Origin of the sequence: Brevundimonas sp., from assembly GCF_046299595.1 — a bacterium.
Taxonomy (GTDB): domain Bacteria; phylum Pseudomonadota; class Alphaproteobacteria; order Caulobacterales; family Caulobacteraceae; genus Brevundimonas.
Genome location: NZ_JBKBHQ010000001.1, coordinates 242,191 through 255,445, shown reverse-complemented (window position 1 = coordinate 255,445; position 13,255 = coordinate 242,191). Strand labels below are relative to the sequence as shown.

Annotated in this window: 14 protein-coding genes and 1 other RNA gene; 8 read left to right on the top strand and 7 right to left on the bottom strand. The window is 66.5% G+C overall.

What is annotated here, in order from left to right; genetic code table 11:
* Positions 1 to 129: 129 nt before the first annotated feature.
* Complete coding sequence (locus ACK4E3_RS01305; protein ID WP_409695208.1) at positions 130 to 483, top strand: RusA family crossover junction endodeoxyribonuclease; 354 nt, start codon at positions 130 to 132, stop codon at positions 481 to 483.
* Positions 484 to 489: 6 nt separating this feature from the next.
* Here the strand turns inward: ACK4E3_RS01305 and ACK4E3_RS01300 are convergent, their stop codons facing one another.
* From ACK4E3_RS01300 to ssrA, 3 genes are all read right to left on the bottom strand, one after another.
* Complete coding sequence (locus tag ACK4E3_RS01300) at positions 490 to 1,290, bottom strand: C13 family peptidase (protein WP_409695205.1); 801 nt, start codon at positions 1,288 to 1,290, stop codon at positions 490 to 492.
* Positions 1,291 to 1,353: 63 nt separating this feature from the next.
* A complete protein-coding gene (locus ACK4E3_RS01295) occupies positions 1,354 to 1,857 on the bottom strand; it encodes an SspB family protein (protein ID WP_409695202.1) in 504 nt (167 codons plus the stop codon).
* Between the two features lie 130 nt (positions 1,858 to 1,987).
* Positions 1,988 to 2,362, bottom strand: a transfer-messenger RNA (tmRNA) gene (gene ssrA, locus ACK4E3_RS01290).
* 70 nt (positions 2,363 to 2,432) lie between these two features.
* Between ssrA and trmD the strand changes: the two genes are divergently transcribed.
* Together trmD and rplS are read left to right on the top strand one after the other, a co-directional pair.
* Entirely contained in the window at positions 2,433 to 3,143 is a 711-nt protein-coding gene (trmD, locus tag ACK4E3_RS01285) for a tRNA (guanosine(37)-N1)-methyltransferase TrmD (protein WP_409695200.1), read from the top strand.
* Between the two features lie 18 nt (positions 3,144 to 3,161).
* Entirely contained in the window at positions 3,162 to 3,563 is a 402-nt protein-coding gene (rplS, locus tag ACK4E3_RS01280; RefSeq protein ID WP_409695197.1) for a 50S ribosomal protein L19, read from the top strand.
* Positions 3,564 to 3,649: 86 nt separating this feature from the next.
* Here rplS and ACK4E3_RS01275 read toward each other — a convergent pair whose 3' ends face one another.
* Positions 3,650 to 4,108 carry a ferritin-like domain-containing protein gene (locus ACK4E3_RS01275; protein ID WP_409695194.1) on the bottom strand — a complete coding sequence of 153 codons (459 nt, stop codon included), beginning with the start codon at positions 4,106 to 4,108 and terminating at the stop codon, positions 3,650 to 3,652.
* A 251-nt stretch (positions 4,109 to 4,359) separates the two neighbouring features.
* Here ACK4E3_RS01275 and ACK4E3_RS01270 point away from each other — a divergent pair, with 251 nt between their 5' ends.
* The 4 genes from ACK4E3_RS01270 (at position 4,360) to ACK4E3_RS01255 (ending at position 8,294) form a co-directional block, all read left to right on the top strand.
* On the top strand, positions 4,360 to 4,758 hold the full coding sequence (locus tag ACK4E3_RS01270; protein WP_409695191.1) for a TadE/TadG family type IV pilus assembly protein: 399 nt from the start codon (positions 4,360 to 4,362) through the stop codon (positions 4,756 to 4,758).
* Entirely contained in the window at positions 4,758 to 6,398 is a 1,641-nt protein-coding gene (locus ACK4E3_RS01265) for a TadG family pilus assembly protein (RefSeq protein WP_409695188.1), read from the top strand. The genes ACK4E3_RS01270 and ACK4E3_RS01265 overlap by 1 nt, the downstream gene beginning before the upstream one ends.
* A 24-nt stretch (positions 6,399 to 6,422) precedes the next feature.
* Positions 6,423 to 7,232: a tryptophan 2,3-dioxygenase gene (locus tag ACK4E3_RS01260; protein ID WP_409695185.1), complete on the top strand. Its 810-nt coding sequence runs from the start codon at positions 6,423 to 6,425 to the stop codon at positions 7,230 to 7,232.
* A gap of 564 nt (positions 7,233 to 7,796) precedes the next feature.
* Positions 7,797 to 8,294, top strand: a complete 498-nt coding sequence (locus ACK4E3_RS01255; protein ID WP_409695182.1) for a hypothetical protein — start codon at positions 7,797 to 7,799, stop codon at positions 8,292 to 8,294.
* Positions 8,295 to 8,307: 13 nt separating this feature from the next.
* Here ACK4E3_RS01255 and ACK4E3_RS01250 read toward each other — a convergent pair whose 3' ends face one another.
* The 3 genes from ACK4E3_RS01250 to recG form a co-directional block, all read right to left on the bottom strand.
* A complete protein-coding gene (locus ACK4E3_RS01250; protein WP_409695179.1) occupies positions 8,308 to 9,447 on the bottom strand; it encodes an acyl-CoA dehydrogenase family protein in 1,140 nt (379 codons plus the stop codon).
* 3 nt (positions 9,448 to 9,450) lie between these two features.
* On the bottom strand, positions 9,451 to 10,635 hold the full coding sequence (locus ACK4E3_RS01245; protein WP_409695176.1) for an acyl-CoA dehydrogenase family protein: 1,185 nt from the start codon (positions 10,633 to 10,635) through the stop codon (positions 9,451 to 9,453).
* Between the two features lie 81 nt (positions 10,636 to 10,716).
* Positions 10,717 to 12,783 (bottom strand): ATP-dependent DNA helicase RecG, encoded by a 2,067-nt coding sequence (gene recG / locus ACK4E3_RS01240; RefSeq protein WP_409695173.1) that lies wholly within the window; start codon positions 12,781 to 12,783, stop codon positions 10,717 to 10,719.
* 189 nt (positions 12,784 to 12,972) lie between these two features.
* On the opposite strand from recG, the gene ACK4E3_RS01235 reads away from it, so the two are divergent.
* On the top strand, positions 12,973 to 13,254 hold the full coding sequence (locus ACK4E3_RS01235; RefSeq protein ID WP_409695170.1) for a succinate dehydrogenase assembly factor 2: 282 nt from the start codon (positions 12,973 to 12,975) through the stop codon (positions 13,252 to 13,254).
* The last annotated feature ends 1 nt before the right edge of the window (position 13,255 follow it).

The window sequence follows — 13,255 nt, the reverse complement described above, 5'->3', positions numbered from 1 at the left end:
GCGCAAAGGGGCTTATGGTCGCGTCGGCGCGGGTGTAGCACGAGCGTGGCCCTGAGCAAGACGCAGGCCGGAGCGGGCGCGTCCCGTGATCAGCGCAGGTTTTCAGGCAAAGGGACCGCAGGAACTTTGATGAGCGGGGAATGGATCGGCACGGGCAAGGTGCGCGCACGCGAGCAGGCGAGCGGTCTCGAGATCGTCATCGACGGCCTGACCACCCAGGCGAAATACTACAAGCCGCTGGTCTATGAGTTCTTCCGCAAGGAGTGGCGCGGTCGCCGCGCTGCGTGGGGGGACCACGACGTGCACATCGTCATGGAGCACATCGGCGAACCACCCTGGCTGGACCTCGACAATCTGGCCAAGGCCCTGCTGGATGCCGTCAAGGGCTATACCTTCCACGACGACGCCCAGGTCGCGCGCCTGCTGGTCGAGCGCGTCGAGGGCGAGCGCGAGCGGATCGTGATCAGGGTCAGCGCCCGCTGATGTGCGTCAGCGGCCCCGGAACGTCAGTCCAGGCAGGATAGCGGCGATCTCGCTACCGATGGAGATCTGGGGCTCGGAGGGCGGTGACAGGCGCTCCTCGCGCTCGCGGCGGCTGACACAGGTGCGCGCGCCCTCGGCCAGCTCGACGAAGTTGCGCGCCGTGCGCAGGCCCTCGAGCATGCAGCCGTCGAAATAGGGATAGGTCGCTTCCTGGCTGCAGCCGAAGGAGTTGCGATCCGGGCGCGCTGCCGTCACGACCATGCGGTTGGGCGCGGCCAGGGCGGGAACGAACACCCCCGAATAGCAGGCCGAGACCACTACCACCGTGGGACGCGTGCCGCACCACTGATCGACCAGGCTGGCCATCTGCGAGGGGGCCATCAATCCGCCCGGACCAAAAACGATACCGCGCGGCGAGCCGTGCGAGGTGAAATAGAGGAAGCACCCTGCCGTTCCGCGCCGGGCCGTCTGAGCGATGCCGTTGAGGGCCTGCTGCGGCGTGGTCGGCTGTCTCACATCCGGGCGCAGCGAATAGTTGACGAAGGTTGCCTGATCGAAGCCAGCGGCGATGAAGGCCGAGGTCAGGTCTCGCCGGGCGTTGTCGAAAGCGTCGATGGGGCGCCGCACGCTGTCGGTCCAGTCCGCCGAGACCACCGCGCCGGTCCAGCCGGCAAAGCGCGCATCGGCGTGGGTATGGGCACCCGGAGACGGCGAGGGCGTGCAAGCCACCGCCAGCACGCACGCCAATGCCGCCGCGCCTGCGCGCACGAAATGCTGCCCTGACTGGCGCAAGAATCGATTGAACACGATGAGCCCCCTCCCAGAAGCGCCAGCAGGCACGAGCGCGAGCTGACCGGTGGGCCGATCAAATCATCTTTTGCGGAACGTATCCAGAGATACGACCTTGGCCGCGCCATCCTCGCCGTCCCCGGCGGCGCTCGAAGCCTCGTCCGGTGCCTCTGTACCCTTGGTGTCGTCCGGGCTGTCGGAAGGTGCTGCGAGTGGGGGCAGCTCGAACTGGAGAAGGAACTGCACGCTGGGATCGTAGAAGCGCGTCACGGCCGCATAGGGCACCACCAGCTTCTTGGGCTGGCCCGAGAACTGCAGAACGATCGAGAACTCGGTCTCGCTCACCACCAGATCCCAGAACTGGTGCTGGAGCACGATGGTCATTTCGTCGGGATAGGCCCTGGCCAGATCCTCGGGAATGCTGACACCGTCCGCGCGCGTCACGAAGGTGATGTAGAAGTGATGATCGCCCGGCAGGCCCTCGGGCTCGCCCGCGCGTCGCAGCGCCGCCCGGATCACCCCGCGCAGGGCCTCCTGGGCCATGTCCTGATAGCCGAGGTGGTCGACCGGAGCCTCGTCCTTCATGCCGCCGTCCCTGTGATCGCGTTGGCCGGGCGTGTTCGCCGCCCGCGCAAAATAGACAGGAGGCCCCTGCGGCGAAAGGGGCGCAGGCGCATCAAAGCCGGTCACAGCGGATTAAATTTAATCGGGGGAGGGTGGAGGCTTCTGTTGCCAGGCGCCTCCGGGCCCCGCCTGAGGATCTGAACCCCCAGGAGTTTAGATGCGAAATCTGTCGGACCGCATTACGCGGCCAGACGGACTTCTCCAGCGAAGTTATCGTTCGCAGTTAGTTTAATGACCCGAAACGGTGGGTCAGGCCGAGAGAAAGCAACGCCTTTACACGTCCGTCGATGCTGATCGGCCCCGCACTTTCCAGCCTGCCCGAAGTGGGACGGGGGAAAGAATGGTGGTGGAGCCGCCGGGAATCGCACCCGGGTCCGGTCCGCTTATTATGCGCGCGTTTATCTCCATAGTCCGGGCGAACCCGGACACCTTCAATATAGTGCAAACGCGGGCGATCCGCCAGACAGGGGCTCATTGGGCCGCACCGCCTGTGCGCTCTCGCCACGGACGCGCCACGGCGCTAGAAGCGCTGTCCGATGACCTATGCGGTTTCCGTCCTGACCATGTTCCCCGAGGCGTTCCCCGGCCCGCTCGGCGTTTCGCTGATCGGCACCGCGTGGCGCGAAAAGGCCTTGTGGTCACTCGAAACTGTGGACATTCGCGACTTTTCGAACGATAAGCGCGGCTTTCTCGACGACACCCCCGCGGGCGGAGGCCCCGGACAGGTGCTGAAAGCCGATGTGGTGGCCCGCGCGCTCGACAGCTTCGAGACCGGCAAGCGGCCACGGCTTTACATGAGTGCCCGGGGCAGGCCCCTGACCCAGGCACGTGTCAGGAAATGGGCGCAGGCACCGGGACTGATCGTCCTGTGCGGGCGCTTCGAGGGGGTGGATCAGCGCGTGCTGGATGCGCGCGGGTTCGAGGAGATCGCCGTCGGCGATGCCGTTCTTGCCGGAGGCGAGGCGGCGGCCATGGTGGCGATCGAGGCCTGTGTCAGGCTGATACCCGGCGTGCTGGGTCAGGCCGACAGCCTCAGCAGTGAGAGTTTTGAAGATGGGCTTCTCGAGCACCCGCAGTTTACACGGCCGCGGACGTTTGAAGGGGTCGATATTCCCGAGGTTCTTTTGTCGGGCGATCACCGCAAGGTGGCCGACTGGCGACAGCAGCAGCGGGAGCAGACGACGCGGGAGCGGCGGCCCGATCTATGGGAACGCCACCTCGCCAACTTACAGGCAAAGGGCGACTGAAGCCCGAGGAGAGATGACATGAATATCGTTCAGCAGATCGAGGCCGAAGAAAAGGCCAAGCTGATTGAAGGGCGCACCCTGCCCGATTTCCGCCCCGGCGACACCCTTCGCGTCAACGTGCGCATCAAGGAAGGCGAGCGCGAGCGCGTCCAGGCCTTCGAAGGTGTCTGCATCGCGCGCGCGGGCACGGGCATCAACGAGACCTTCACGGTCCGCAAGATTTCCTTCGGTGAGGGCGTGGAGCGCAAGTTCCCGATCCTGTCGCCGAACATCGAGTCCATCGAGGTCAAGCGTCGCGGCATCGTGCGCCGCGCCAAGCTCTATTACCTGCGTGACCGTCGCGGCAAGTCCGCCCGTATCGCCGAGCGCCAGCAGCGCCGCGATGTGGACACCACCGCGGCCGGGGACGCTTCCGAGTAAGGCCTCCTTCAGGAATGTGAAAAAGCCCCGGTCGTCAGACCGGGGCTTTTTTTTGCTGCGTCATGGACGGTTCAGTCCGCAGGCGCTCAGGAATGACCCTGCATGGCGTGCTTGATGTCGCGCATCTGGTCGTGGCCGTCCTTGATCACCGGATAGGTGCTGGAGATGAAGCTGCGCGTGGCGGGCGTCAGGTCGTCGTCCTTGAGCGCCTTCTCATACTTGTCCTTGATGAAGTCCTCGCCGTTCTCGACCGAGTTGATGACGGCCTGCTCGTCCTTGAGCACGGCGTGCTTCACGCTGAGGAAGGTGCGGTGGGCCTTGGCCAGAACGGTGCCGTCGTCCTCGGGCTCTCCGCCCAGGGCGCGCACCTTGCTCTGAAGCTCGCTGGCGACCTGACGGCGCTCGGAGCCGCGCTTCTCGAACAGAGAGCGCAGGGCGGTGTTGTCGGTTTCCTTGGCTGCTTCCGCGTAGCCGTCGGCGGAATCAAGCGTCGTTTCGATCAGGCCGTTGAGAACCTTGATGTCGTGATCGATGTCGGAGCCCATGTCTGTATCCCTTCCATGGCAGTGTAAATCAGCTGGCACTGGCCGTTTCCGACCCGCCTGCACGCCGACAACCGCGTGCGTGGGCATAAAGTTTCAGCTCGGCAGAATACATCCAATGCGAGTGTTTTGACGATTTACTCGCGTTTAACGCGATGCTGGCACTGTTGCACCCTGAAGGCGAAGGAGGGCGTCGCGTGGGGCATCATCGGGGGCATTGCGCCAGCACGGACAGCGCCATCGGGTGCTGTCGCATGACGCACTGCGAAAAGGGCGCGTCGGCGGTCGAGTTCGCCCTGATCGCGCCGCTGATGCTGGTGCTGGTCTTTGCCATCATCGTCTATGGCAGCTGGTTCTGGATGGCGCAGAGTCTCCAGATGCTGGCGTCCGATGCGGCGCGGGTCGCCATCGCGGGCCTTTCCGAAGATGAGCGGCAAGGACTAGTGCATGGCTATGTCCGCTCTGCGGGCAGTGGCGCCATGGGGCTCGATCCCGAGGGGATAGAGGTCAGCGTGGCTAGTGATGCCGAGAGTATCAGCGTGCAGCTTCGCTATGCAGCCAGCGCCCACCCGTTGCAGGCGTTTGCCGTCATGCTGCCCCCGCCGCCGGAGCACATCGTCCGCACCGCTGTCGTGCGTACCGGAGGCTACTGATGAGCGTCTCGCGCAAGCGCTTCTGGTGCGACACGCGCGGTGCCACGGCGGTGATGGGGGCGCTTGTGGCTGGCCTGCTCTGCCTGGTGGTGGCGGTAGCGACCGACCTTGGGGCCGTGGCCTTTCATGCCCGCAAGGTGCAATCGGCGGCCGATCTCTCGGCTCTGGCCGCCGCGCGCGATCTCGGACGTCATGAGCGCGCTGCACGGGCCACCGCCGAGGCCAATCTGGCCGGGGTCGAGGTCATGAGCGTGCAGGCCGGGCTCTATCGTGCCGATGCCCGGCTGGCACCGACGGAGCGTTTCACGCCCGATGCCGACGCGCCCAATGCCGCCGAGGTGCGCCTGCGCGCACCTGCAAGGCTGTACTTTGGCGCGCTGGTCCTGGGCCGGGACAGCGTCATGATCGAGCGCCGCGCGCGCGCCAGCGTCAGCCTTGCCAGACCCGAAGCGGCCTTTTCGATCGGATCGCGTCTTGCACGCCTCGACGGGGGTCTGGCCAACAGTGTGCTGAGCGAACTGACGGGCAGCCGCGTCTCTCTGACGGTCATGGACTATCAGGCCCTGGCCGGTGCCGACATCAGTCTGCTGGACTATTTCGATGCCCTGGCCAGCGAGATGAACCTCGACCTGGCATCCGACAGTGCCGTGATGAGCGGGGAGATTTCCCTGGCACGGGCTCTGGGGGTGCTCGAGACTCTGGCTCAGGGCAGGGCCGCCAGCGCACTGAGCAGCCTCTCCCGCGCCGCCGTGGCGGACCGGAGCGTGCGCATGGTCGACGTGCTCGATGCGAGCGTCGGAAGCCTGCGCGACAGCCCGGCTGTCAGGGTCTCGGCCCTTGATCTTGCCAGTGCGATGATCGAGGTCGCGGCCGGATCGCGGCAGGTGGCGCTGGCGACGGGCGCACACACTGGACTGGCCGACACCCAGATTGTACTTGCCATCGGCGAGCGCCCCAACCGCTCGCCCTGGATGACCGTGAGCGCGGACGGCACCCCGGTGATCCGCACGGCCCAGGCGCGCCTTTTCATCACGGCCCTGACTTCGCAGAAGCTGGCGGGCCTGGCGCAGGTCAGGCTGCCGCTGCTGGTCGAGCTGGCGGCATCGGAGGCGAGGCTGGGTGCCCTGAGCTGCGATGGCGGCAGGCAGGTCAGGCTGGAGGCGCGCCCCGGCCTGGCGCGGGCGCGGCTCGGCGATGTCGATACGCGCCACCTGGCCGATTTCACGCGCGAGGTGGCCGTGCAGCGGGCCACGCTGATGTCCGTCGCCGGTCTGGTCAGCATACGCGCGCAGGCGGACGTATCGGTCTCTGACCTGCGCTGGCAGACGCTCAGCTTCAATGGCCGTGACATCGAGGAGCAGAGAGTAAAGCGCGTGTCCGTGCAGCAGGCCGCATCGGGCCTGATCGCCAGCTTGCTGGGACGCATGGAGATCGAGGTCAATGTGGTGGGGCTGGGGCTCGGCCTTGGTAATCTGGCGCGCGCGCTCGAACTGCTGGTGGCGCCGCTGGGGCCGGTGCTCGATGCCCTTGTCGGACAGGCTCTGGCTGTCGCAGGCCTGTCAATCGGGGAAGCCGACCTGCGCGTGCACGCGCTGAGCTGTCCGGGCGAGCACGGCCTGGTGCCGCGTCTGGTCGGATAGGGCCTGCTCGCGCTAAGACGGGTCATGACCCAGACGCCCGACGCCCCGCGCGAGATCACCTATGCCAGCTACCTGTCGCTCGACGCCCTGCTGGATCAGCAGAAACCGCTGAGCGCCGAGCATGACGAGATGCTGTTCGTCATCATCCACCAGACCAAGGAGCTGTGGCTCAAGCAGATCCTGCACGAACTGAGCCTGTCGATGCGGCTTGTGCGTGAGGGCAATCTGGTGCCGGCCTACAAGAGCCTGGCGCGTGTGTCGCGCATCCAGAGCGTGATGACGCAGAGCTGGGACATCCTCTCGACCATGACGCCTGCGGACTATCTGCGCTTTCGAGGCGAGCTGGGCACCAGTTCGGGCTTTCAGAGCGACCAGTTCCGCACGGTCGAGGCCATGCTGGGCCTGAAGGACGCGCGCTTCCTGAAATATCACACCGCAAGGCCTCACGCGCTTGCCGCCCTGCGCCAGGCCATCGAGGCACCCAGCCTATACGACGAGACCCTGCGCCAGCTTCATGCCCAGGGCCTCAGCCTGCCCGATCATGTGATCCGGCGCGATGTCAGCCAGCCCTATGTGTCCGACCCGGCCGTGGAGGATGCGTGGATGAGCGTCTATGCCGACACCGGGCGATGGTGGGCGCTCTATCAGCTTGCCGAGAAGCTGGTCGATCTCGACGATGCTCTGCTCACCTGGCGGCACAAGCACGTCGTCACGGTCGAGCGAATCATCGGCCGGCGACGCGGCACAGGCGGCACGGACGGGGTGGGCTATCTGATGAGCACCCTGGAGCGCCGCTGCTTCCCCGAACTGTGGGCGATCCGCACGCGCCTGTAGGCCTCGCGGCGTCTTCTCCGGCGCGTTTCTGCGACAAACTGGCGCAGATCGAAAAATGAGCGCATTGTAGCCACGGGAGAAAACGTCACGAGGGAGGACACGATGACGTCAAGAGGTAGGCTCGCCGCTTTCTGCATCGCAGCCTGCATGGGTGCCGGAGTATTCGCCGCGTCCTATGCCGCCATGGCCCAGCAAACGCCTGCACAGCCGACGCCGGCACAGCGACAGTGCATGCAGGAGTGCAACGCGCCCTTCCAACGCTGCACCCGTGCTCGGACCAGCAATGAGGACGTCTGTCGCCAGCGCTGGCACAGGTGTCGCAACAGCTGCACAGGCCAGAGCACGCCAGCACCGAAATAGGCTGCTGGCGCCGTGATCCGGGCCTGACGTCGGCGCGCGCGTTTGGCGTCATCAGGTGGGGTGGTCCGGTATGCGCGGCGCAAGCCTGCCCGACAAATAAGTTTCAGCCTCCGGCCAGGGGGCTTTCAGCGAGGGATCATGGTGCTCCGGGTGCGGCGCGATGTTCTGCGCCGGGTGCGAAGTCCCGCAGATGATGAGATGACGATGAGACTATCCGCAGCGAAGTGGGCCAGCCCCGCCAGCATGATGACTGCCATGGCCTGCACGGTGCTTGTCGCGTGCGAGGCGCCCCAGGCGCCGGTGGATGAAGACCCGCCCGAGCCGCCCGCGCGCACCGGCTGGAGCGCCGACAGCATGGGCCCCTCTGTGTCCTATGCGAGCGATGATGGCACGCCCCTGATCCGCCTGACCTGCCTGTCAGGCCCTGCGCGGATACAGGTGGTGGGCGAGCGCTTCGAGCCCATCGCCAGCGAGGACCGCATGAGCGTCGGCGTGGGCGATGAGGTCTATGCCTTTGTCGCTGACCTCGAGTCGTCGCGTTCCAGCGGCGTGCTGGCCAATGGCGACGCCCCCGATGACCTGTTGCAGCGGCTGGAAGCCGGCGGCGAGATCGGCCTGTCCTACGGTGCCCAGAGCGAGGGCCCGGTGCCGGGGCTGACAGGCGAGCTGGCCGCGAACTTCGTGGCGGCGTGCCGGGGCTGAGACCCGCGCGCCCTCAATAGCCGTGACGGCGCGCCAGCGCCTCGGTGTGCCAGGCCGCATCGCCCAGCCATTCCTGGGCGACGCGCACCCGCTTCATGAACAGGCCGATGTCGTGCTCGTCGGTCATGCCGATGCCGCCGTGCATCTGCACCGCTTCCTGCACGGCCAGTTCGGCCACGCGCCCGGCCTTGGCCTTGGCGATGGCGACGTCTGCCGCAGCGCTGTCTGCATCCTGATCGAGGCGCTGGAGGGCGGCGAGGGTGGCGGCGCGCGACAGCTCGATCTCGGTGAACAGATGCGCCGCGCGATGTTGCAGGGCCTGAAAGCTGCCGATGGGGCGATCGAACTGCTGGCGCGTGCGCAGATACTCCATGGTGCGCTCGAAGCACTCCGCGCTGATGCCGTTGAGATGGGCGCTGATGCAGGCGCGCCCGGTATCGAGGGTGGGTTGCAGGGCTGAAAGTCCCTCGTCGAGCGGCCCGATCAGGGCATCGCCCGCCACCTGCACCTTGTCGAAGGTGATGCGCGCGGCGTTGTGGCTGTCGACCATGCGCGTTCGCTCAATGCCCACGCCCGAGGTTGCGGGATCGACCAGGAACAGGCTGAGGCCGTGGGCTGAGCCGGCTTCGCCGGAGGTGCGGGCCAGCACCACCACGGCATCGGCAACGTGGCCGTCGACAACGAAGGTCTTGCTGCCGTCGAGCACGAAACCGTTGCCCGACGGGCGTGCGCCCAAGGCTGTGGCCTGCGGCCTGTGCTTGGTGTGCTCGTCAATGGCCATGGCAATCAGCGCCTCGCCCGATGCGATGGACGAGAGCCACTGCTCGCGCTGGGCCTCGCTGCCGAGCGCGCTGATCAGGTGCGCTCCAAGAACGCCTGTCGAGAAATAGGGCGTGGGCGCAAGGGTCCGGCCCAGCGCCTCGGCGATCACGCCCGCCTCGACCGCGCCTAGGCCCGATCCGCCATGGGTCTCGTCCACGAGCACGCCCGCAAAGCCCATCTGCGCAAACCGTGTCCACAGGTCAGGGTCGTAGCCACGCTCATCGTCCCTGTCGCGCAGGGCCCGCAGGTGCGCCACGGGGGCATTTTCGCGCACGAAGCCGTCTGCGGCCTCGGCCAGCATCTGCTGTTCGTCATTGAGCATGAGAGGCATGGATCAGGCTCCGGGCAGTCGCAGCAGGTGCTTGGCGATGATGTTGAGCTGGATTTCCGAGGTGCCGCCCTCGATGGAGTTGGCCTTGGTGCGCAGCCAGGCCTTGGCCCGGCGGCCATCGTTTGAGCGCTCGCCTGACCACTCCAGCGCGTCAGAGCCGCCAGCGGCCATCAGAATCTCGTGGCGGCGCTTGTTCAGCTCGGAGCCGTAATATTTCAGCATGGATGACAGGGCAGGGTGCGCCTGACCGGCCCGAGCCATGTCGCCCGTGCGCTCCATGGCCAGACGGAATGCGGCGGCGTCGACATCGAACTCGGCGATGCGCGCGCGCAGGATCGGGTCGTCGAGGCGGCCTTGCGCATCCGCTCCCAGACTGTCGGCACAGACCTGACCCAGTGGGCGGAAATCGAGGCCCTCGCCCATGGCCCCGATCATGGTGCGCTCGTGGGCCAGCAGATATTTCGCCACGTCCCAGCCCCGGTTCAACTCGCCGATCAGGTTCTCTTTTTCGACGCGCACATCATCGAAGAAGGTCTCGCAGAAGGGGGACTTGCCCGAGATCAGCGTGATCGGGCGGGTGGAGACGCCGGGCGTCTCCATGTCGAACAGCACGAAAGAGATGCCCAGGTGCTTGGGGGCCTCGGGATCGGTGCGCACCAGACAGAAAATCCAGTCGGCCTTGTCGGCGTAGGACGTCCAGACCTTCTGGCCATTGACGATCCAGTGATCGCCGCGATCCTCCGCACGGGTCTTGAGGCCGGCGAGGTCCGAGCCTGCGCCCGGCTCGGAATAGCCCTGACACCAGCGAATCTCGCCGCGCACGATCGGCGGCAGGAAGCGGCGTTTCTGCTCCTCGGTGCCAAAGGCCAGCAGGGCAGGGCCAAGCATCCAGATGCCGAAGCTGGCAAGAGGAGGGCGGGCCTTGATGCGGCGCATCTCGCTGGCCAGAACCTTGGCTTCCTCGCGGCTGAGGCCGCCGCCGCCATATTCGCGGGGCCACTCGGGCGCCGTCCAGCCGCGCGCGGCCATGCGCTCCAGCCACAGCTTCTCGCCGGGCGAGCGGAACTGCCACTTGCGACCGCCCCAGCAGTAGTCTTCCTCTGAGAGCACGGGCGTGCGCATCTCGGGCGGGCAGTTCTGCTCCAGCCAGAGCCGGGTTTCCTGTCGGAAGGTTTCGAGATCAGCCATGGTGGGCACCGTCTGAATGAGCGCGAAGGGCTACACTAGCGGCATCGTTGCGAAACGCTACCCGCTGGTTCGCGCTTTGCTTCAGTCCGTGTCGGAACGCTCGGGGCGCCAGTCGAACAGGGCCGAGAGATTGGCCAGGGCGCGACGGCGTTCGGCGGGCAGCCGCTCGCCCATCTGGCTGATGAGGCGTGCGTCGTCGCTGGCTGCCAGCATCAGATCGCGGTGCACCATGGGGTCGGCGAATCTGTAGGCGGGGAAGCCGCTCTGGCGCAGGCCCAGCGGGTCGCCTCCGCCGCGCAGGCGAAAGTCTTCCTCAGCGATGTGAAAGCCGTCGTCGCTCTGGCGCAGGATGTCGAGCCGCTGTCTGGCCACGTCGCTGAGCTGTCCGTAGAGCAGGATGCAGGCGCTGCGGTCAGATCCGCGCCCGACGCGCCCGCGAAGCTGGTGAAGCTGGGCGAGGCCGAAGCGCTCGGCGTGCTCGATCACCATGATGGTGGCGCGCGGCACATCCACACCCACCTCGACAATGGTGGTCGCCACCAGCACATCGAGGCGGCCATCGGCAAAACTCTGCATCACGCTGTCGCGATCGGGACCGGCCATGCGACCATGGGCGAGGCCCACGCGCAGGCCGCTGACCTGCCGAAGATGATCCGCGCGCGCCACGGCGGCTGCGACATCCGTAGTCTCGGACTCGTCGATGAGCGGGCATATCCAGTAGGCCTGCGCCCCGGAGGCTGCAGCCGACTTCAGCCGTTCGGTCAGCTCCCCGATCCGCTCCAGCGGCAGGGCTGCGGTGGCGATACGCTGGCGACCCGGCGGTTTCTCTGTCAGGCGCGACACCTCCATGTCACCGAACTGGGTCAGCTCCAAGGTGCGCGGGATGGGAGTCGCCGACATGGACAGCAGGTGCACACCCTCACCCTTGGCCAGCAGGCGCTGACGCTCGCTGACGCCAAAACGATGCTGTTCATCAATGATGACAAGCCCGAGGCTTGAAAAGCTAACGTCATCTTGAAAGAGCGCATGGGTGCCGATCACCACCTGAACCTCACCGGCATGAATGCGTCGCTGGCTCTCCCGCCGCCGTGCCGGGGTGTCGCGTCCGGTCAGCAGCAGTCCCGGCACGCCGACCTGTTCCAGCAGGGGCAGAAGCCGCTCGGCGTGCTGGCGCGCGAGAATCTCGGTGGGAGCCATCAAGGCCGCCTGAAAGCCGCTCTCGCCGGCATCGGCCATGAGGACGGCGGCCACGATCGTCTTGCCGCTGCCCACATCGCCTTGCAGCAGTCGTCCCATGCGCTGACCGCTCATCAGGTCGGCGCGGATTTCGGCGATGGCGTCGATCTGGGCCCGCGTCAGGGTGAAGGGCAGATTCGCTTCAAGCCGCGCAGCCGTATCCGAGGGCGTGATGACCGGCGCACTTTGGGCCACGCGCTCGGAGCGGCGGGCCTGCAAGGCAAGCTGGTGAGCGAGAAGCTCGTCATAGGCCAGTCGTGCGCGCGGCGGGCTGCGCGGATCGAGACTGCTGCTGCCAGCGGGGTTGTGCGCCTCGCTCAGCGCAGCTTTCCAGCCGGGCCAGCCCTGCCGTTCCAGCCAGAGCGGGTCTTGCCATTCGGGCAGATCGGGAACCCGTGACAGGGCCTCGTGAACGAAGCGCCGCACCACGCGCGCCGACAGTCCCTGACCGGCCGGATAGACGGGTTCAATGCGCACAATCTCATCGGCGCGGGCGGGTGCAAGAATATAGTCGGGGTGGGCGATCTGGACCTGATTGTTGAAGCGCTCGGCCCTGCCTGCCACGATCCGCACCTGACCGGGTGGGGCGAGGCGCTCGAGGTGACTTCCCCCGCCCTTGAACCAGACCAGATGCACGAAGCCCGTGTCATCGCTGGCGCGCACCTTCCACGGTATGCCGATCTTGGGCGGCGGGAGGTGCTGGTCGATGCGCACCTCGACGATCACCTGCTCGCCGTCGGCAATATCTCCGGCCCTGGCGTGGCGGCGCTCGATTAGGCCGGTCGGAAGCAGGAACGCAAGATCACGCACGACCGGACCGGCGATGTGAGCGAGCGCAGGCGCAAGCCTGGGCCCCACGCCCTTCAGCGTCGAAATCTCCGCGAACAGGGGAAACAGAATCTCCGGGCGCATGGCTCGAGGCTACACCCTGGGCGGGCGGCTGTGGCTATATCTGTTGGCCCGGATCGGAAAATCGGTGCGCGCGGCGGGATCGGCGGGCCTTCCTGCGGGTTTGAACGGCCATGGAGTCGCTGGCCTTGGGCGCATCGAGGGACTATGTGAGGCGCTCATTTCAACCCCCTAGCGGAGCGGGGAATCACCGTGGCCGATGACGATGCGCGTCTGAAACGCCTCAGGTTTCGGGCCTGGAGACGTGGGTTTCGCGAGGCGGACATGATCTTCGGGCCGTTCACGGACCAGCACGCCCGCGCCATGAGCGATGAGGAGCTTGATGTGCTGGAACACCTGCTGGATGCGCCCGATCAGGAACTCTACGCCTGGGTGATCGGTCGCGAGCCGGTGCCCGAAGCCTATCTGAGCCCCATCATGACCCGCATCCAGCAGTTCGTGCGCGAAGGCGGCGGTGTGATCGGCGATGAGTGAT

Excerpts from the sequence above, each read along its gene's own strand:
- ACK4E3_RS01295 (WP_409695202.1), bottom strand. The coding sequence starts at position 1,857 with ATGAAGGACGAGGCTCCGGTCGACCACCTCGGCTATCAGGACATGGCC.
- ACK4E3_RS01250 (WP_409695179.1), bottom strand. The coding sequence starts at position 9,447 with ATGCCTCTCATGCTCAATGACGAACAGCAGATGCTGGCCGAGGCCGCA.
- trmD (WP_409695200.1), top strand. The coding sequence starts at position 2,433 with ATGACCTATGCGGTTTCCGTCCTGACCATGTTCCCCGAGGCGTTCCCC.
- ACK4E3_RS01275 (WP_409695194.1), bottom strand. The coding sequence starts at position 4,108 with ATGGGCTCCGACATCGATCACGACATCAAGGTTCTCAACGGCCTGATC.
- ACK4E3_RS01270 (WP_409695191.1), top strand. The coding sequence starts at position 4,360 with ATGACGCACTGCGAAAAGGGCGCGTCGGCGGTCGAGTTCGCCCTGATC.
- ACK4E3_RS01305 (WP_409695208.1), top strand. The coding sequence starts at position 130 with ATGAGCGGGGAATGGATCGGCACGGGCAAGGTGCGCGCACGCGAGCAG.
- ACK4E3_RS01260 (WP_409695185.1), top strand. The coding sequence starts at position 6,423 with ATGACCCAGACGCCCGACGCCCCGCGCGAGATCACCTATGCCAGCTAC.
- ACK4E3_RS01245 (WP_409695176.1), bottom strand. The coding sequence starts at position 10,635 with ATGGCTGATCTCGAAACCTTCCGACAGGAAACCCGGCTCTGGCTGGAG.
- ACK4E3_RS01265 (WP_409695188.1), top strand. The coding sequence starts at position 4,758 with ATGAGCGTCTCGCGCAAGCGCTTCTGGTGCGACACGCGCGGTGCCACG.
- recG (WP_409695173.1), bottom strand. The coding sequence starts at position 12,783 with ATGCGCCCGGAGATTCTGTTTCCCCTGTTCGCGGAGATTTCGACGCTG.
- rplS (WP_409695197.1), top strand. The coding sequence starts at position 3,162 with ATGAATATCGTTCAGCAGATCGAGGCCGAAGAAAAGGCCAAGCTGATT.
- ACK4E3_RS01255 (WP_409695182.1), top strand. The coding sequence starts at position 7,797 with ATGAGACTATCCGCAGCGAAGTGGGCCAGCCCCGCCAGCATGATGACT.